Source organism: Streptomyces sp. NPDC024555, assembly GCF_055559335.1.
The window spans coordinates 20,276-38,179 of the sequence record NZ_JBVHKV010000029.1; the positions used below are offsets into that span (position 1 = coordinate 20,276).

The following is a 17,904-nucleotide window of genomic DNA, read 5'->3' on the forward strand; positions in this document are numbered from 1 at the left end:
TCCGTTCCGCCGCGCGTCACGCCGGATCGGAGAGCCGGAACAGCGCCCAGACGACCTTCCCGCGCGGGGGACCCCCGGCGGTCGCACTCTCCGTAGTCAATACGGGTGACGGGTGCCAGCCCCAGCCGTCGCTGAAGGACTCCACCAGGAACAGCCCCCGGCCCGACTCCGCGGAGTCCGCGGCCTCGGACGCCACGGGCCCCTCCCGGCTGGGGTCGCGCACCGCGCACACCAGCCGCGAGGTCCAGCGCATCAGGTGCAGCCGCACGGGCGGGTCCTGGCACTCGCGCGCGGCGTCGTCCGGCAGCGCGTGCCGCAGTGCGTTGGTGACGAGTTCGGAGACCACGAGCGCGACATCGTCGAAACGCTCGTGCAGACCCCAGCCGTTGAGCGTCGCCCGGGTGAACTGCCTGGCCCCGCCGACGGCCTCGTAACGGGCCGGCAGGGTGCAGGTGGCCGATCCGGAGACGGCGGAGGGATCGATGGGGGGAAGCCCCTGCCGTAACGGCTCGAGCATCGTCGATCCATTCGTCCCCATGCGAGGCACTCCCGGGAATCGCGGCTGTATCGGGTACTACGGGTACGCGGGGTACAGCGGCACAACACGAACGAGCACGCAGGTGCGCGAGGCCCATGGTTCCGAATGCGCAGGGCAGATGCAAGGGCAGATGCACGTGCACGCGCCGGACCTGTCCGACCCCGTGCCGGTTCTTGGCTATTTCTTCCCTGGGGAGGAATCGAGGGGTTCCGGATCTCTTCTCATTTCCGTAATCGAATGAGTACGGGCTGAAGCGTTTTGATGGCAGAATCCGGCTCTTGGGGTTCGGGGGTGCCCCGATGCCCAGGAAGCGATGGGGAGGGTTGGACCGGTGGCGGCAGGCGAGTCGAGTGGATCCGTGGTGCGGCGCATCCTGCTGGGCTCGCAGCTCAGGCGGCTGCGGGACTCCCGCGGCATCACCCGGGAAGCGGCCGGCTACTCGATCCGGGCTTCCGAATCGAAGATCAGCCGCATGGAGTTGGGACGGGTGAGCTTCAAGGCCAGGGACGTCGAGGACCTGCTCACGCTCTACGGAGTCACGGACGAGGCGGAGCGCGAATCCCTGCTCGGCCTGGCCCGCGAGGCCAACGTGGCGGGCTGGTGGCACAGTTACGGAGACGTCCTGCCCGGCTGGTTCCAGACGTACATCGGCCTGGAGGGCGCCGCCTCGCTCATCCGGATCTACGAAGTCCAGTTCGTGCACGGTCTGTTGCAGACCGAGGACTATGCGCACGCCGTCGTCTCCCGGGGCATGAGGGGCGCCCCCGCGGCCGAGATCGACCGCCGCGTCGCGCTGCGGCTGGAACGCCAGAAGGCCCTCGTCTCCGAACGCGCCCCGAGCTTCCACGCCGTCCTGGACGAGGCCGCGCTGCGCCGTCCGTACGGCGGACGGGAGGTGATGCGGGCGCAATTGCGGCATCTGATCGATATGTCGGAACGGCCCAACATCACGCTCCAGGTGATGCCCTTCAGTTTCGGCGGGCACGCGGGCGAGAGCGGTGCTTTCACGATGCTTCGATTCCCGGAATCCGATCTGTCGGACATTGTCTATTTGGAGCAGCTGACAAGTGCGCTCTATCTGGACAAGGCAGAAGAGGTCGCCCAGTACGAAAAGGCGATGACGCGTCTCCACGAGGAGAGCCCCGGGCCCGAGGAGAGCCGGGATCTCCTGCGAGGACTTCTCCAACTCTCCTGAGATTTCAGTACGATGGCGCGACCGCAGGAGTCTGCACCTGAGTTAAGGGATCGCATGTCCTTCTTCCACGAGCTGGCCGCGCAGTACATCGACGGTGAATGGCGCGCCGGATCGGGTTCGTGGGACATCATCGATTTCAATCCCTACAACGGGGAAAAGCTCGCCGCCATCACCGTCGCCACCGCCGACGAGGTCGACCGGGCCTATCGCGCCGCCGAGCGCGCCCAGTGCGACTGGGCCGCCGCCACCGCGCACGAGCGCCGGGGCGTGCTGGAGCGGGCGGTGCGCGTCACCGAGGAGCTGGCCGACGACATCGTCGAGGCGATCGTCGACGAACTGGGCGGCACCCGCTCCAAGGCGCGGTACGAACTGGCCGCCGCCCAGGACTTCCTGCGCGAGGCCGCCCGTCAGGCCCTGCTCCCCGCCGCCCGGATCCTGCCCTCGCCGGTGGACGGCAAGGAGAACCGCCTCTACCGCGTCCCGGTCGGGGTCATCGGGGTCATCAGCCCCTTCAACTTCCCCTTCCTGGTGACGATGAAGTCCGTCGCGCCGGCCCTGGCCCTCGGCAACGCCGTCGTCCTCAAGCCCAACCAGAACGCCCCGGTGACCGGCGGCGGGCTGGTCGCCCGGATCTTCGAGGAGGCCGGGCTGCCGGCCGGGCTGCTCAACGTCGTCGTCACCGACATAGCGGAGATAGGCGACGCGTTCATCGAGCACCCGGTCCCCAAGGTGATCTCCTTCGCCGGATCGGACCGCACCGGCCGCCATGTCGCCGCGACCGCGGGCGCCCGCTTCAAGCGCGTCATCCTCGAACTCAGCGGCAACAGCGCCCTGGTGGTGCTCGACGACGCGGACCTCGACTACGCGGTCGACGCGGCGGTCTTCAGCCGCTTCGTCTACCAGGGCCAGGTCTGCATGGCGGCCAACCGGATCCTGGTGGACCGGTCCGTCGCCGCCGAGTTCACCGAGAAGTTCACCGCCCGGGTGGCCGCCCTCCGCACCGGCGACCCGCGCGATCCGGAGACCGAGATCGGTCCGGTCATCAACACCTTCCAGGCCGAGGCGCTGACGGCCCTGGTCGACCAGGCCCTCGCCGAGGGCGCCACCGCGCTCGTGCGGGGCCGCACCCGGGGCACGCTGGTCGGGCCGACCGTGCTCACCGGCCTCCCGGCGGACTCCCCGCTGCTCCACCAGGAGATCTTCGGCCCGGTGGCGCTGCTGATCCCCTTCGACGGCGAGGACGAGGCCGTGCGGATCGCGGACGACAGCCCCTACGGACTCAGCGGCGCGGTGCACACCGCCGACCCCGAGCGCGGGGTGCGGTTCGCCCGGCGGATCGACAGCGGGATGTTCCACGTCAACGACGCCACCGTCCAGGACGACCCGCTGGTCGCCTTCGGCGGCGAGAAGGCCTCCGGCAACGGCCGGCTGAACGGCGACGCGACGGTGGAGGCGTTCACCACGCAGAAGTGGATCTCCATCCAGCACGGCCGGAGCCACTTCCCGCTCTGACCCGCCCGGACGGCTCCGCGGGGGCCGGTCCGCCCGCCCGGCTACTCTGGTCAAAGTTGATCAGAGAGGGTGGAGGCATGTCCGCGATCCGGCTGCTGGTCCTCGGCGCCGTCCGCCAGCACGGCCGTGCGCACGGCTACCAGGTGCGCAACGACCTGGAGTACTGGGGCGCGCACGAGTGGTCCAACGCCAAGCCGGGCTCCGTCTACCACGCGCTGAAGCAGCTGGCCAAGCAGGGCATGCTGCTCGCCCACGAGGTGGCGCCGAGCACGGTCGGCGGCCCGCCGCGCACCGAGTACGAGATCACCGCGCGCGGCACCGAGGAGTACCTCTCCCTGCTGCGCGCCGCGCTGACCTCGTACGACCAGAAGATGGACGTGCTCTCCGCGGGCATCGGCTTCATCGTCGACCTGGAGCGCTCCGAGGCGGTCGCCCTGCTGCGGCAGCGGCTGGAGAACCTGGCGGTCTGGCGGGCCGCGGTCACCGAGCACTACATCCCGCAGGACGGGCCCGAGGCGGTCGGCCACATCGGCGAGGTCATGAACCTCTGGGTGCACTCGGCGGACGCGGGCGCGGAGTGGACGCGCGGCCTGATCGACCGGATCGAGGGCGGGGCGTACGTCTTCGCGGGCGAGGGCGAGCCCTTCGTCGGGGTGCTGGCCGAGGGCCAGGAGAACCCGTACGCGACCGGGGTGCCGGATCCCGGGGACGCCCACTAATCAAGTTTGACGAATAGCGCGCGGTCGCCTACCTTTCGTTCCTCGCACTAGTCAAGTTTGACTACGAAGGGGTGAGGCGATGGAGACGGACGCGATCGTCGTCGAGGGAGTGCGCAAACGCTACGGGGCGCGGTACGCCCTGGACGGACTGGACCTGACCGTGCGCCGGTCCACCGTGCACGCGGTCCTGGGGCCCAACGGCGCGGGCAAGACCACCCTGGTCCGCATCCTGTCGACCCTGCTCCGGCCCGACGCCGGCCGGGCCGAGGTGGCGGGCCACGACGTACGGAGCCGGCCGGGCGAGGTCCGCCGCCGGATCGGGCTCCTCGGGCAGCACGCGGCGCTCGACGAGGAGCTGGGCGGCCGGCAGAACCTGGAGATGTTCGGCCGGCTGTACCACCTGGGGGCGCGCCGGGCCGGGGCGCGGGCGGACGAACTGCTGACCCGCTTCGGGCTCGACGGCACCGGCCGCAAGGCGGTCCGCGCCCACAGCGGCGGCATGCGGCGCCGCCTCGATCTGGCCGCCAGCCTGATCACCGATCCGGAGGTGCTGTTCCTGGACGAGCCGACCACCGGGCTCGACCCGCGCGGCCGGGCCGAGGTGTGGGCGGCGGTGCGCTCCCTGGTGGGGGCCGGCACGACGGTCCTGCTGACCACGCAGTACCTGGAGGAGGCCGATCAGCTCGCCGACCGGATCTCCCTGGTGGACGGCGGCCGGGTGGCCGCCGAGGGCACGGCCGACGAGCTGAAGGCGCGGGTCGGCGGCGACCGCGTCGAGGTGGTGGTGCGGGACGCCGCCCAGCTGGAGCGCGCGGCGGCGCTGCTGCCCGGCGGCGCGGTGACCGACCCGGACCGGCGGACGGTCGGGGCCCCGGCCGCCGACCGCATGGCGGCGCTCGCCGGTGCCGTACGGGCGCTGGAGGAGGCGGGCGTCGCGGTGGACGACATCGCCGTGCGCCGACCGACGCTCGACGAGGTCTTCCTCTCCCTGACCGGCCGTGACGAGCGTGTGGAGGTGTCCGCGTGAGCGCGGTGACCTGGGTGGTGGCGGACTCCTGGACGATGACCCGGCGCGAACTCGCGCACTGGGCGCGGCAGCCGGTGCAGGTCGCGGTGGGCCTGGTCTTCCCCGTGATGCTGCTGCTGATGTTCACCTATCTGGTGGGCGGTGGCCGCGGTGTCGAGGGCGACCCGTCCGAGTACCTGGTGCCCGGCATGCTGACGCTGACCATGGCCTTCGGCCTGGAGGGGACGATGCTCGCGGTCACCCGGGACCTCGACAAGGGGGTCGTGGACCGGTTCCGCTCGATGCCGATGGTCTCCGGCACCGTGCTCGTGGGCCGCTCGGTCGCGGACATGCTCCAGTCGGCGGCCGGGCTCCTGGTGATGGGCGCGGTGGGGTACGCCGTGGGCTGGCGCTGGCACGACGGGGCGGCCGCGGCGCTGGGCGCGGTGGGGCTGCTCCTGCTGCTGCGGTTCGCGATGCTGTGGCTCGGCATCCTGCTGGCGCTGGTGGCCGGGCGGCCGGAGCTGGTCCAGACGGTGCAGGTCCTGGTCTGGCCGGTGGGCTTCCTCTCCAATGTGTTCGCCGTCCCGGAGTCGATGCCGGGCTGGCTGGGCGCGGCCGTGGAGTGGAACCCGATGTCGGCGACCGCGACGGCGGTGCGCGGACTGTTCGGGAACCCGGGCGGCGGCGGTGACTCCTGGGCCGCCGGCCACGCCGGACTCCTGGCGGTGCTCTGGCCGTTGGCGATGCTCGCGGTGTTCTTCCCGCCGGCGGTGCGGAGGTTCGCGCGGCTCAGCCGCTGAGCCTCAGTGGTGGAAGGAGGTGGCGGGGGCCCGGTCGCGGCTCAACGGGTGGTCCTGGGCGCGCAGTTCCGGCAGCAGGAGGGTCAGGTCCTCCAGGAGCAGCGCGGCCAGGTCCGAGGAGAAGCCGTTGCGGCAGACGATCCGCAGCACCGAGAGGTCCTCCCGGTTGGCGGGGAAGGTGTACGCGGGCACCAGCCAGCCCCGTTCGCGCAGCCGGCGGGAGACGTCGAAGACGTCGTACGCGGTCACCTCCGGCCTGGTGGTGAGCGCGAAGACGGGCAGCTGGTCGCCCCGGGTCAGCAGCCGGAAGTCGCCCAGCGCCTCGATCTTCTCCGCCAGTCCGGTCGCCACGTCCCGGGACGCCTGCTGCACGGCCCGGTAGCCCTCGCGGCCCAGCCGCAGGAAGGTGTAGTACTGCGCGACCACCTGGGCGCCGGGCCGGGAGAAGTTGAGCGCGAAGGTGGGCATGTCACCGCCCAGGTAGTTGACCCGGAAGACCAGCTCCTCGGGCAGTTCGGCGGGCGAGCGCCACAGCGCCCAGCCGACGCCCGGGTAGACCAGGCCGTACTTGTGCCCCGAGGTGTTGATGGAGGAGACCCGGGGCAGCCGGAAGTCCCAGACCAGGTCCTCGTCGAGGAACGGCGCCACCATCGCCCCGGACGCCCCGTCCACATGGACGGGGATGTCCAGGCCGGTGCGCTCCTGGAGGGCGTCCAGGGCCGCGCACAGCTCGGCGACGGGTTCGTAGCTGCCGTCGAAGGTGGAGCCGAGGATGCCGACGACGCCGATGGTGTTCTCGTCGCAGAGTGCGGCGGCGGCCTCCGGGTCGAGGTGGTAGCGCTCGCCCTCCATGGGGACGAAGCGCGGTTCGACCTCCCAGAAGGTGCAGAACTTCTCCCAGCACACCTGCACGTTGACGCCCATCACCAGATTGGGCCGGGCGGTCGCCGGATAGCGGTCGGCGTTCTTCGCGGCCCAGCGGCGCTTGAGCGCCAGCGCGGCCAGCATGCACGCCTCGCTGGACCCGGTGGTCGAGCAGCCCACGGCCGCCGACGGGTCGGGGGCGTTCCACAGATCGGCGAGCATCGCCACGCAGCGCCGCTCCAGTTCGGCGGTGCGCGGGTACTCGTCCTTGTCGATCATGTTCTTGTCGCGGCACTCGGCCATCAGCACCCCGGCCTGGGGCTCCATCCATGTGGTGACGAAGGTGGCGAGGTTGAGCCGGGAGTTGCCGTCGAGCATCAGCTCGTCGTGGACGAGTCCGTACGCGGTGTGCGGCGGCAGCGGTCCGTCGGGCATCCGGTGGCGCGGCGGCGCCGACTCCATTCCGGCGACCGGGTCGGCCTCGCCGAAGAAGGGGTTGAGCGCGAGCCTGCGGCGTGCGTCGGACGGTTCGGCGCTCTCGGCGGAGCCCTTGTGGAGCGGCATCGCTGACCTGCCCTTCCCGGCTGGCGCCGGCCTGACGGAGGGATTCCGGTGACGGACCGTTCCCGACCATACGGACATCCGGGGCGTACGGCGCGCCGGGCTACCGCATCGGTGTCCCGTCCTCGCGCAGCTGCATCAGCGGCCGTCCGGTCACCAGCAGCCAGCCGGGGAGCGTGGCGACGCAGAGCATCGGGATCAGGTCCATGTCCGAGGCCAGGACCGCGGCGGTGAACAGGCTCATCCAGCCCTGCCGGGTGACGGCGAGCAGCATCCCGAGCACCGCGCAGGTCACCGCCAGCGAGATGGGCACCGCGTCGACCAGGGCGTGGGCGCACAGTCCGAGCGCCACGCCGCAGAAGACCGCCGGGAAGATCCGGCCGCCCCGGAAGCCGCAGGTCGCCGCGATCACCAGGGCCGCGGTCTTCACCACGGCCATGCCCGCGAACTCCCCGGCCGACCAGCCGTCCGGGTCGGCGGCGAGGGTCTTCACCTCGTCGAGCCCCTTGAAGAGGGTGAGGTGGCCGCCGAGCGCCCCCAGCAGTCCGAGGATCAGCCCGCCCGCGGTCATCGCCACGACCGGGTGGCGCAGCGCCCGGAACCCCCGGTGCGCCAGCGGGAACGCGTACACCGCCGCGAGCCCCAGCAGCGCGCCGGCCGAGGTGATCACGACGGCGGAGAGCAGATCGCCCCAGTGCGGTCCGGGGTAGTCGGGCAGCGACAGGTCGAAGCTGGGGTGGGCCGCCAGCGTCATGGTGAGCGAGCCCGCCGCACCGGCCGCGAGCGGCCCGAAGAGCCGGTCCCACAGGGCGCCCGCGCCCGGGGTGGAGGCGAGCGTCTCGGAGAGGATCAGCGCGGCGGCGACCGGGGTGCCGAAGAGCGCCCCGATGGTGCCGGCGGCGGCGAGCCCGAGCCACAGCTCGGCCGGGGCGTCCGGCACGAGGCGGCGGCCCGCCCAGAAGGCCAGCGCGATGTTGGCGGCGGTGATCGGGTTCTCGGGGCCCAGGCTGACCCCGCCGGCCAGCGCCAGCACCGTCACCACCAGCAGTCCCGGCACCACCAGCGGGGGCAGCGGCGGGTCGACCAGGCCCATGGTCGCCGGATCGGGTCCGGCCCGGCCGGGCACCGCCCGTACGGCCAGTCCGGTCACCAGGCCGATCGCGGTGAGCATGACGATCATCCAGAGCGAGGAGTAGCCGCCGATCGACAGCGCGTCCGGCAGCGTCTCCCAGAGCACGTCCTGGAACGACTCGGCGAGCAGGCTCACCCCCAGCAGGATCAGGGCCGACGCCACGCCGACCGCCAGGGCGGGCACGATGAGCAGCAGGAGCCGGCGCGCGGGGGCCGGTGCGGCGGGGGCGGCGGAATCGGTGGCCATGGGGTCACCCTAGCCAGGCAAAAGGCTGATAACCCAGCAAATCGGGCGAACGGTGCGGGATTTCGGGCTTGCACCTCACGTCACGTCAGGACCGAGGCTCGGACATGTACCGACCACAGGGAAGGAGCGGGGGAGCCATGGAGTACTCCGTGGGACAGGTCGCCGGATTCGCCGGGGTCACGGTGCGCACGCTGCACCACTACGACGGCATCGGACTGCTCTCGCCCGGCGGGCGCAGCCACGCGGGCCACCGGCGGTACGACGACGCCGACCTCGACCGGCTCCAGCAGATCCTGTTCTACCGGGAGCTGGGTTTCCCCCTCGACGAGATCGCGGCACTGCTCGACGATCCGGGCGCGGACGCGCGGGAGCACCTGAGCCGCCGCCACGCCCTCCTGGAGCGTCGGATCGCCGAACTGCAACGGATGGCCGATGCGGTGGAGAGAGCCATGGAGGCACGGAAGATGGGTATCGACCTCACGCCCGAGGAACGGTTCGAGGTCTTCGGGGACAAGGACCCGGAGCGGTACGCCGAGGAGGCCGAGCGCCGCTGGGGAGGCACCGAGTCCTACGCGGAGTCGCAGCGCCGGGCCGCCCGCTACACCAAGGAGGACTGGCAGCGCATGCACGCCGAGGTCGCTTCCTGGGGCGAGCGCTACGACGCCCTGATGGCGGACGGCGAGCCCGCCGACGGGGAGCGGGCCATGGACATGGCCGAGGAGCACCGGCTCCACATCACGGGCTGGTTCTACGAGTGCTCCACGGAGATGCACCGGGGGCTCGGGGAGATGTACGTCTCCGATCCGCGGTTCAAGGCGTTCTACGACTCGATGCGGCCGGGCCTGGCCGAGCACCTGAGGGACGCCATCGAGGCCAACGCGCGACGCCGGGGCTGAGCGGTGCGGGGGCGGGCGCCCGCCCCCGCACCCGTTCACTCCTTGCTGATCACGGCGGCGGTCCCGTACGCGCAGACCTCCGTGCCGACGTCGGCCGCCTCCGTCACGTCGAAGCGCATCATCAGCACCGCGTTGGCGCCCCGCGCCCGCGCCTGCTCGACCAGGCGCTCCATGGCCTGGTTGCGGGTCTCGACGAGCGTCTTGGTCAGTCCCTTCAGCTCGCCGCCGATCATGGACTTCAGTCCGGCGCCGATCTGGCTGCCCAGGTGGCGGGAGCGGACCGTCAGACCGAACACCTCCCCGATGACCTGCGTCACCCGGTGTCCGGGTACGTCATTGGTCGTGACGACCAGCACATCGGACTGGGCCGTCTGGCCGCCGCCGTACTCCTCAATGCCCATGGTGTGGCACCTCCTGGAGATGAGTTTTGCCCCGCTTCATCCCCTGTGCATCTCCACGGGGGCCGGTGGAACCCGGAGGCGGTCCGCGGCGTTGATAGCTTTGGGCGGCCACGCAGCCGCCATCGACCCACATCCTGGAGCCCGGACCCTTGAATACGCTTGCGCTCGGACCCAGCTGGCTGGATCCGGACTACCTCATCGGGGAGTTCGGTCTGATCGGTGTGCTGGCCATTGTCTTCGCGGAGTCCGGACTGCTGATCGGGTTCTTCCTGCCCGGCGACTCGCTGCTGTTCACCACGGGTCTGCTGGTGACGACGGACAAGCTCGACACCCCGCTCTGGCTGGTCTGCGTCCTGGTCGCGCTCGCCGCGATCATCGGCGACCAGGTGGGCTACCTCTTCGGCCGCAAGGTCGGCCCCTCGCTCTTCAGCCGCCCGGACTCCCGCCTCTTCAAGCAGGAGAACGTCGAGAAGGCCCACGAGTTCTTCGAGAAGTACGGGCCGAAGTCGCTGGTCCTGGCCCGCTTCGTGCCCATCGTGCGGACGTTCACGCCGATCATCGCGGGCGTCAGCCGGATGAACTACCGCTCCTTCATCACGTTCAACATCATCGGCGGCGTCCTCTGGGGCGTCGGCGTGACGCTGCTGGGCGCCGGGCTGGGCCAGATCGACTTCGTGCACGAGAACATCGAGGCGATGCTCGTCCTCATCGTGCTGATCTCCGTCGTCCCGATCGGCATCGAGTTCCTGCGCGCCCGCTCCAAGTCGAAGAAGGAGGCCGCCGACGGCGGCGCCGACGACCCGGACCACGCCCCCGGCACCACCCCGGCCGCCCGCCGCGGCGGCCGGCACGCCAAGCGCTGAGCCCGCAGCCCGGGGCCCGGGTCCTGTCCGGAGTCAGAAGCCGCGCGTCCGCTTGGCCGCGCGGCGGCTCGACCGGCCGACCACCCCGGGCATGAACATCCGGGAGATCTCGCTCCCGAGATTCACCCCGATCGCGATGGCCAGCGCCGTCGCCACCGCCGTCGACAGCGAGGCCAGGCCCCGGTCCAGCTCGTTCTGCGCCACGCCCAGCAGACCGAAGTACGTCGCGGAACCGGGCAGCAGCGGACCGATCGCCGCCGTGATGAACGGCAGCGAGGACGTCGAGCGGTACCGCGAGAACAGCTGCCCGAAGAGCCCCACCAGACCGGCCGCCGCCGCGGTGGACGCCACCGCCGACAGATGCCCCGTCCGGGCCATCGCCCCGTAGATCACCCAGGCCACGCCCCCGTTCAGGGTCACCACCAGCACCGTGGCCCGCTCCTGCTGGAGCAGGATCGCGAACGCCAGCGTCAGCATCATCGAGGCCAGGATCTGCACCACCGGCCGGTCATGGGTGATGAACCGCGCCTCCGGGTCCAGCTCGGCCCCCAGCTGGAGCCCCCCGTACAGCGCCAGCAGCACCCCGGCGACGATGGCGATGAAGAAGTACATGACCTCCAGCAGCCGCGCCGCCGCGGTGATGTAGTAGCCGGTCAGCCCGTCCTGCACCCCCGCCACCAGGGCCCGCCCCGGCAGCAGCGCGAACAGCCCACCGGTGATCACCGCCGACGGCCGCACGTCCGACCAGTGCGTCAGGGTCAGCGCCACCCCCATCGCGGCCGGCGGCATCGCGGCCACCGCGAACTGGTAGAACTCCGGCAGCCCCCGCCCCGCGCACAGCCAGGCCAGCCGGTCCCCGAGCATCGCGCCCAGCGCGGCCACCAGGAAGACCAGCGGACCACCGCCCACCAGCACCGAGGCCGCCCCCGCCAGCAGCCCCGCGGACAGCGTCAGCACCCAGCCCGGATACGGGTGCCGGTTGCGCCGGATCTCCGCCAGCCGCCGGTAGGCCTCCTCCAGGGAGACCTCCGCCTCCTCGCTGGTGATGTCGTCGATCAGCCGGAAGACCGCGGTCAGCCGGGTGTAGTCGGTGCCCCGGCGGCGCACGGTGCGGCTCGCCGTCACCGGGTCGTCGACCAGCGAGGGCTGGTGCGAGATCGACAGCAGGGTGAACGTCACCGTCGGCTCGCAGCGGTCCAGCCCGTAACTGCGGCTCACCGCGAACATCGCCGCCTCGACGTCCTCGGCCCCCTCGCCCCCGGCCAGCAGCAGCTCGCCGATGCGCAGCGTCAGGTCGAGCACCCGAGGCACGGCGGGCCCCGCGTCGTCGTGCCGCTGCACGGCGTCCGGCGCCGGGCGCTCGGCCACCGGCATCCGCAGCATCGTGCGCATCCGGTCCTGCCAGGGCGCCTCCCGGGTCAGCCGGACCATCGGGATGCCGTGCGCCGGGGTGAAGGCCGGAGGGGAGGTGCGGACGTCGTACGTACTGGGCGGGGCGAAGGCCGAACCGATCGTCTCCGAACCGGAACCGGAACCCGAACCGGAACCCTGGGCCGGGCCCTGCGGCTCGGACGTCAGCCCCTCCGGAAGGGCGAACTCCGACGTCGGATGGTCGTCCTCCACCGGAGTGGACCTCTCCACCCCGGCAGGCTGGGAGAAGGCGCTGCGCGCCTCGTCGGACTGGGGCTTCTCGTCATCGGGACCGCCCGGTTCCGCCACCATTCGACCTCGCTCCTCATCGGCTGCGCGTCCTCGGCCGCGCTCCTGCCCAGTATGGCCACGGCTATGGGCGGACAGCCGAACGGGCGGCACACCCGTGAAGGTGTACCGCCCGCGGAACGCCGTACCGAACCTCAAACGGAACGGTGGGAACGGCCCTGCGTCAGTGAGCGCCGCCCTGCGCCTCCAGGCGCTTGTACGAGGCCTCGATCTCGGCCTCCGCCTCGGCGCGGCCGACCCAGTCGGCGCCCTCGACGGACTTGCCCGGCTCCAGGTCCTTGTAGACCTCGAAGAAGTGCTGGATCTCCAGGCGGTCGAACTCCGACACGTGGTGGATGTCGCGCAGGTGCTCCACCCGGGGGTCGGAGGCCGGCACGCACAGCAGCTTGTCGTCGCCGCCGGCCTCGTCCGTCATCCTGAACATGCCGATCGCGCGGCACTTGATGAGGCAGCCGGGGAAGGTCGGCTCGTCCAGGATGACCAGCGCGTCCAGCGGGTCGCCGTCCTCGCCGAGGGTGTTCTCGACGAAGCCGTAGTCCGCGGGGTAGCTGGTCGAGGTGAAGAGTCGACGGTCCAGGCGGATCCGACCGGTCTCGTGGTCCACCTCGTACTTGTTCCGCGAACCCTTCGGAATCTCGATGGTGACGTCGAACTCCACGGGTGGCTCCTCCATGATCAACACATACGACTGGTGGTTAAGTGTCCCCCACGGAGATGTGTGCTCGCGAAAGGGGCTGGTCAACGGTGGCCGAGCCGGTGAAAAGACCGTCGTTCAACCCGCTCTCCGCGCTGAAGGGGAGGATCCTCACGGACCACCCGTCTCCGCGCAACGGACTGAGCGACCGGCAGTTCACGGCCGTCTCCGCCGTCCTGGGCCTGGCGCTCGCCGCCGGCGCCGTCCTCGCCGCCGGTCCCTGGGACTCGGGTCAGCGTAAGGCCGAGCAGGACTGGGCGGCCGCCCGGACCCGTACAGGTGGCGCACATCACGAGCCGGGCACCCTCGCGGCCCCCGCCCCCGCCCCCAGCGCCCCGGCCGTCCTCGCCCCCCTGGGCGCCGCGTCCGGCGACGCGCCCCGCACGGCCGACGCCCCCGCCACCGCCCCCCTGCGCGCCACCCTGGACCCGCTCCTCAGGAACCCCGCGCTCGGCACCCGGCGCAGCGCCGTCGTCATCGACACGGCCACCGGCGAGCGGCTCTACGGCGTCGCCGCCGACACGCCCATGACCCCCGCCTCCACCATCAAGATCGCCACCACCGTCGCCGCGCTCACCGCGCTCGGCCCGGACGACCGCATCCCCACCACCGTCCGCGCCTCGAAGGACCTGCGCACCGTCACCCTCGTCGGCGGCGGCGACCCCACCCTCGACCGGGCCGCCCTGCGCACCCTGGCCGCCGACACCGCCCGCGCCCTCAAGGACGGCGGCGTCCGCTCCGTACGGCTGCGCTACGACACCTCCGCCTACTCCGGACCGGCGCTCCACCCGATCGGCCCCAACGAGAACATCGCCCCGCTCAGCGCCCTGATGATCGACGAGGGACGGCTCGACAAGAGCTCCAGCGGACCCGCGCCCCGCAGCGAGGACCCGGCCGGCGACGCCGCCGACGCCTTCGGGAAACTCCTCGAACAGGCCGGCGTCGACACCGGCGAGGGCGCCGCCCCCGGCCGCGCCGCCGCCACCTCCGCGCCCGTCGCCCGCCATCTGTCCGCCCCGCTCTCCGCCCTCGTCGAACGGGCCCTCACCAACAGCGACAACGACATCGCCGAGGCCCTCGCCCGCCGGACCGCGCACGCGGCGGGCCGGCCCGCCGACTTCCGGGGCGGCGGACAGGCCGTCACCGCCCAGCTGAAGAAGCTCGGACTGCCCCTCAAGGGCGTCACCGTCGCCGACGGCAGCGGACTGGACCGCGAGGACAAGGTCACCGCCGCCCTCCTCGCGGGACTCCTCGCCCGCGCCGCCGACCCCGGCCACCCCGAACTCCGCCCCGTCCTCACCGGCCTCCCCGTGGCCGGCTTCAGCGGCACGCTCAGCGGCCGCTACACCACCGCGTCCGGCGGCACCGGCCTGATCCGCGCCAAGACCGGCACCCTCACCGGCGTCAACACCCTCTCCGGCACCGTCGTCGCCCCCGGCGGCCGGCTGCTCGCGTTCGCCTTCCTCGCCTCCGGCACCACCGCCCCCGCCGAGGCCCAGTCCGCCCTCGACTCCCTCGCCACCGCCCTGGCGTCCGGCCACCGCTGACCGGCCGGACGCCGCCCTCCGGACCGTCAACACCGCTCCGCATCAAGGGCGCAGCACGTACGGTTGACGCATGACGCGCATCGGTGGTGCCGGGATGGTCGACTGGAATCTCGCGGTCGCGACCGCGACCCGGCTTGTGCGGCCGGGCCCCGAAGTGAGCCGCGAGGAGGCCCGCGAGGTCGTCGCGGAGCTGCGCCGGCACGCCAAGGCGGCCGAGGAGCACGTCCGCGCCTTCACCCGGATGATCCCCGAGGGCACCGAACCGGAGGACACCCCCGTCCTGGTCGTCGACCGGGCGGGCTGGATCCGCGCGAACGTCGCGGGCTTCCGGGAACTGCTGCGCCCCCTCCTGGAGAAGATGGAGGAACGGCGCGGCAACGGCGCGGGCGGCGCCGTCCTCGGCGCGGTCGGCTCCAAGGTGACCGGCGTCGAGGTCGGGATGCTGCTGTCGTTCCTGGCCTCCCGCGTCCTCGGCCAGTACGAGACCTTCGCCCCCGCCACCCGCGACCTGCCCGCCTCCGCCGAGGGCGGCGGCAGGCTCCTGCTGGTCGCCCCGAACATCGTCCACGTCGAACGGGAGCTGGAGGTCGACCCCCACGACTTCCGCCTCTGGGTCGCCCTCCACGAGGAGACCCACCGCACCCAGTTCACCGCCGTGCCCTGGCTCCGCGACCACCTCCAGGGCGAGATCCAGTCATTCCTCGACGAGACCGACGTCGACCCGATGACCGTGCTCGAACGGCTCCGCGAGGCCGCCCAGTCCCTCTCCGGCGGACGCCCCGAGGGCGAGGACGGCGAGGACGGCGGACGCAGCCTCGTCGAGATCGTGCAGACCCCCGCCCAGCGCGAGATCCTCGGCCGCCTCACCGCGGTGATGTCCCTCCTGGAGGGCCACGCCGACTACGTGATGGACGGCGTGGGCCCCGAGGTGGTGTCCTCCGTCGGCGAGATCCGCGAGAAGTTCCAGCAGCGCAGGGCGCGCGGCGCGAGCCGCCTCGACCAGGCCCTGCGCAAGCTCCTCGGCCTCGACGCCAAGCTCCGTCAGTACCGCGACGGTGAACGCTTCGTGCGCGCCGTCGTCGACGAGGTCGGCATGGACGGCTTCAACCGCGTCTGGACCTCGCCCAACACCCTGCCCACCAAGGCGGAGATCGCCGCCCCCGAGGACTGGATCGCCCGGGTGCACCGCTGAGGGACGCGCCGGAGGCTGACCTGCCCGGCGGATCATGGACGAGGGGGGCGCTCGCCGGACACTTCCGCGAGGGCAACGCGCCGGTAATCACCCATCCGAGGGACCGTAGGGGCATGGGAAGGCGTGCAATGCTCGATGAACGGCATTGCTCTGTCACCATCGACGCACTCTGAGTGACGGCACTCCTTCCCGTCCCGGAACTCGGAGGCACCTCTCCAGAACTTCACGAAGGGCACCGGACATGGGTCCCCATCCTGCGGTCGCGGCGATACGCCTGGCGGTCCGCCGCGTACTCCACGACGTACTCAACGAACACGCCGAACGGGCCGAACACGCCGGACGGACCGGCCGCGCCCCGCGCCCCGAGCTCGTCCGGGCCGGCTCCGGCGGGCGCGCCCCCGCCCTCGCCGAACGGCCCGACACCTCCCTGAACCCCCGGGGCCCCCTGGTCCTCGTCGCCTGCTCCGGCGGCGCCGACTCCATGGCCCTCGCCTCCGCACTCGCCTTCGAGGCCCGCAAGCTTCCCGTCCGCGCCGGCGGCATCACCGTCGACCACGGCCTCCAGGACGGCTCCGACCTCCGCGCCGCCGAGGTCGCCGGCCGCCTCACCGCCATGCGCCTCGACCCCGTCGAGGCCGTCGCCGTCCACGTCGGCCAGGACGGCGGACCCGAGGCCGCCGCCCGCGACGCGCGCTACGCCGCCCTCGACGCCGCCGCCGAACGCCACGGCGCCGCCGCCGTCCTGCTCGGCCACACCCGCGACGACCAGGCGGAGACCGTCCTGCTCGGACTCGCCCGCGGCTCCGGCATCCGCTCCCTGTCCGGCATGGCCGCCGCCTCCGGACCCGCCGGCCGCTACCGCCGCCCCTTCCTCCAGCTCGACCGCCAGACCGCCCGCACCGCCTGTCTGGCCCAGTCCCTGCCCGTCTGGGACGACCCGCACAACATCGACCCCGCCTACACCCGCTCCCGGCTGCGCCACGAAGGCCTGCCCGCCCTGGAGAAGGCCCTGGGCAAGGGGGTCGTCGAGGCGCTCGCCCGGACGGCCCAGCTCTCCCGCGACGACGCGGACGCCCTCGACACCTGGGCCGCCGAGGCCGGACGTGACGTGCGCGACGACGCGGGCCGGCTGGAATGCGCCAAACTGCACGCGCTGCCGCCCGCCGTGCGCCGCCGCGTCCTGCGCCGCGCCGCCATAGAAGCCGGTTCCCCGGCCGGTTCGCTGTTCGCCCGGCACATCGAGGAAGTCGACCGTCTCGTCACCGGCTGGCGCGGCCAGCAGGCCATCAACCTCCCCGGCCGCGTCGAAGCCCTGCGTCAGGGTGGCAGACTGGTCATTCGGCAGAGCTGACGCACAAGCGTGCTGACATGCAGGGCGAGCGGCCGTCCGGGCCCGGGACCACGTCCCGGACCCGCCAGGCGGAGAAAGAGACGCGGGTGAACGAGAAGGACATGGGTGCCGACCTCCAGGCGGTGCTCCTCACCAAGGAAGAGATCGACGCGAAGCTCGTCGAGCTGGCCGCGAAGATCGACGCGGAGTACGCCGGCAAGGACCTGCTCCTCGTCGGTGTCCTCAAGGGCGCGGTGATGGTCATGGCGGACCTGGCGCGCGCGCTGTCCACCCCCGTCACCATGGACTGGATGGCCGTCTCCTCGTACGGCGCCGGCACTCAGTCCTCCGGGGTCGTACGGATCCTCAAGGACCTCGACACCGACATCAAGGGCAAGCACGTCCTGATCGTCGAGGACATCATCGACTCGGGTCTGACGCTGTCCTGGCTGATGTCGAACCTGGGCTCGCGCGAGCCCGCCTCGCTGGAGATCTGCACCCTGCTGCGCAAGCCGGACGCGGCGAAGGTCGCGCTCGACTGCAAGTGGGTCGGCTTCGACATTCCCAACGAGTTCGTCGTCGGCTACGGGCTGGACTACGCGGAGAAGTACCGCAACCTCCCGTTCGTCGGCACCCTCGCCCCGCACGTGTACGGCGGCTGACCACGCCGGAACAACCCGCGCCGG

General features: G+C 72.1%; 17 protein-coding genes. 11 read left to right on the forward strand and 6 right to left on the reverse strand.

Annotation, left to right across the window (positions count from 1 at the left end; translation table 11 throughout):
• Positions 1 to 16: 16 nt before the first annotated feature.
• Positions 17 to 517, reverse strand: a complete 501-nt coding sequence (locus tag ACZ4FH_RS34050) for an ATP-binding protein (RefSeq protein WP_467309632.1) — start codon at positions 515 to 517, stop codon at positions 17 to 19.
• Positions 518 to 851: 334 nt separating this feature from the next.
• On the opposite strand from ACZ4FH_RS34050, the gene ACZ4FH_RS34055 reads away from it, so the two are divergent.
• The 5 genes from ACZ4FH_RS34055 to ACZ4FH_RS34075 all read left to right on the forward strand — a co-directional run bounded on the left by ACZ4FH_RS34055 (position 852) and on the right by ACZ4FH_RS34075 (position 5,773).
• Positions 852 to 1,733, forward strand: a complete 882-nt coding sequence (locus tag ACZ4FH_RS34055; protein WP_467309633.1) for a helix-turn-helix domain-containing protein — start codon at positions 852 to 854, stop codon at positions 1,731 to 1,733.
• 54 nt (positions 1,734 to 1,787) lie between these two features.
• Positions 1,788 to 3,245 (forward strand): aldehyde dehydrogenase family protein, encoded by a 1,458-nt coding sequence (locus tag ACZ4FH_RS34060; protein WP_467309634.1) that lies wholly within the window; start codon positions 1,788 to 1,790, stop codon positions 3,243 to 3,245.
• A 77-nt stretch (positions 3,246 to 3,322) separates the two neighbouring features.
• Complete coding sequence (locus ACZ4FH_RS34065) at positions 3,323 to 3,964, forward strand: PadR family transcriptional regulator (RefSeq protein ID WP_467309635.1); 642 nt, start codon at positions 3,323 to 3,325, stop codon at positions 3,962 to 3,964.
• Between the two features lie 79 nt (positions 3,965 to 4,043).
• On the forward strand, positions 4,044 to 4,991 hold the full coding sequence (locus tag ACZ4FH_RS34070; RefSeq protein WP_467309636.1) for an ATP-binding cassette domain-containing protein: 948 nt from the start codon (positions 4,044 to 4,046) through the stop codon (positions 4,989 to 4,991).
• A 35-nt stretch (positions 4,992 to 5,026) separates the two neighbouring features.
• Entirely contained in the window at positions 5,027 to 5,773 is a 747-nt protein-coding gene (locus ACZ4FH_RS34075; protein WP_467309691.1) for an ABC transporter permease, read from the forward strand.
• 3 nt (positions 5,774 to 5,776) lie between these two features.
• On the opposite strand, the gene ACZ4FH_RS34080 is transcribed toward ACZ4FH_RS34075, so the two are convergent.
• Complete coding sequence (locus ACZ4FH_RS34080; RefSeq protein WP_467309637.1) at positions 5,777 to 7,201, reverse strand: glutamate decarboxylase; 1,425 nt, start codon at positions 7,199 to 7,201, stop codon at positions 5,777 to 5,779.
• A 100-nt stretch (positions 7,202 to 7,301) separates the two neighbouring features.
• Positions 7,302 to 8,576 (reverse strand): ion channel protein, encoded by a 1,275-nt coding sequence (locus ACZ4FH_RS34085; protein ID WP_467309638.1) that lies wholly within the window; start codon positions 8,574 to 8,576, stop codon positions 7,302 to 7,304.
• Between the two features lie 137 nt (positions 8,577 to 8,713).
• Here ACZ4FH_RS34085 and ACZ4FH_RS34090 point away from each other — a divergent pair, with 137 nt between their 5' ends.
• Positions 8,714 to 9,472, forward strand: coding sequence for a MerR family transcriptional regulator (locus ACZ4FH_RS34090; RefSeq protein WP_467309639.1), 759 nt, complete (start codon positions 8,714 to 8,716; stop codon positions 9,470 to 9,472).
• A 35-nt stretch (positions 9,473 to 9,507) separates the two neighbouring features.
• On the opposite strand, the gene ACZ4FH_RS34095 is transcribed toward ACZ4FH_RS34090, so the two are convergent.
• Positions 9,508 to 9,873 (reverse strand): YbjQ family protein, encoded by a 366-nt coding sequence (locus tag ACZ4FH_RS34095; RefSeq protein ID WP_467309640.1) that lies wholly within the window; start codon positions 9,871 to 9,873, stop codon positions 9,508 to 9,510.
• Positions 9,874 to 10,022: 149 nt separating this feature from the next.
• Between ACZ4FH_RS34095 and ACZ4FH_RS34100 the strand changes: the two genes are divergently transcribed.
• The gene (locus ACZ4FH_RS34100) at positions 10,023 to 10,736 is read left to right on the forward strand and encodes a DedA family protein (RefSeq protein WP_467309641.1); all 714 of its coding nucleotides are present in this window, start codon (positions 10,023 to 10,025) and stop codon (positions 10,734 to 10,736) included.
• 33 nt (positions 10,737 to 10,769) lie between these two features.
• Here the strand turns inward: ACZ4FH_RS34100 and ACZ4FH_RS34105 are convergent, their stop codons facing one another.
• Together ACZ4FH_RS34105 and ACZ4FH_RS34110 are read right to left on the reverse strand one after the other, a co-directional pair.
• Complete coding sequence (locus ACZ4FH_RS34105) at positions 10,770 to 12,458, reverse strand: threonine/serine exporter family protein (RefSeq protein WP_467309642.1); 1,689 nt, start codon at positions 12,456 to 12,458, stop codon at positions 10,770 to 10,772.
• 160 nt (positions 12,459 to 12,618) lie between these two features.
• Positions 12,619 to 13,113 (reverse strand): inorganic diphosphatase, encoded by a 495-nt coding sequence (locus ACZ4FH_RS34110; RefSeq protein ID WP_003968257.1) that lies wholly within the window; start codon positions 13,111 to 13,113, stop codon positions 12,619 to 12,621.
• An 86-nt stretch (positions 13,114 to 13,199) separates the two neighbouring features.
• Between ACZ4FH_RS34110 and dacB the strand changes: the two genes are divergently transcribed.
• From dacB to hpt, 4 genes are all read left to right on the forward strand, one after another.
• Complete coding sequence (dacB, locus tag ACZ4FH_RS34115) at positions 13,200 to 14,696, forward strand: D-alanyl-D-alanine carboxypeptidase/D-alanyl-D-alanine endopeptidase (protein WP_467309643.1); 1,497 nt, start codon at positions 13,200 to 13,202, stop codon at positions 14,694 to 14,696.
• Positions 14,697 to 14,766: 70 nt separating this feature from the next.
• Positions 14,767 to 15,888: a zinc-dependent metalloprotease gene (locus tag ACZ4FH_RS34120; RefSeq protein WP_467309644.1), complete on the forward strand. Its 1,122-nt coding sequence runs from the start codon at positions 14,767 to 14,769 to the stop codon at positions 15,886 to 15,888.
• A gap of 241 nt (positions 15,889 to 16,129) precedes the next feature.
• A complete protein-coding gene (gene tilS, locus ACZ4FH_RS34125; RefSeq protein ID WP_467309645.1) occupies positions 16,130 to 17,239 on the forward strand; it encodes a tRNA lysidine(34) synthetase TilS in 1,110 nt (369 codons plus the stop codon).
• Between the two features lie 101 nt (positions 17,240 to 17,340).
• The gene (gene hpt, locus ACZ4FH_RS34130) at positions 17,341 to 17,880 is read left to right on the forward strand and encodes a hypoxanthine phosphoribosyltransferase (RefSeq protein WP_383648825.1); all 540 of its coding nucleotides are present in this window, start codon (positions 17,341 to 17,343) and stop codon (positions 17,878 to 17,880) included.
• The last annotated feature ends 24 nt before the right edge of the window (positions 17,881 to 17,904 follow it).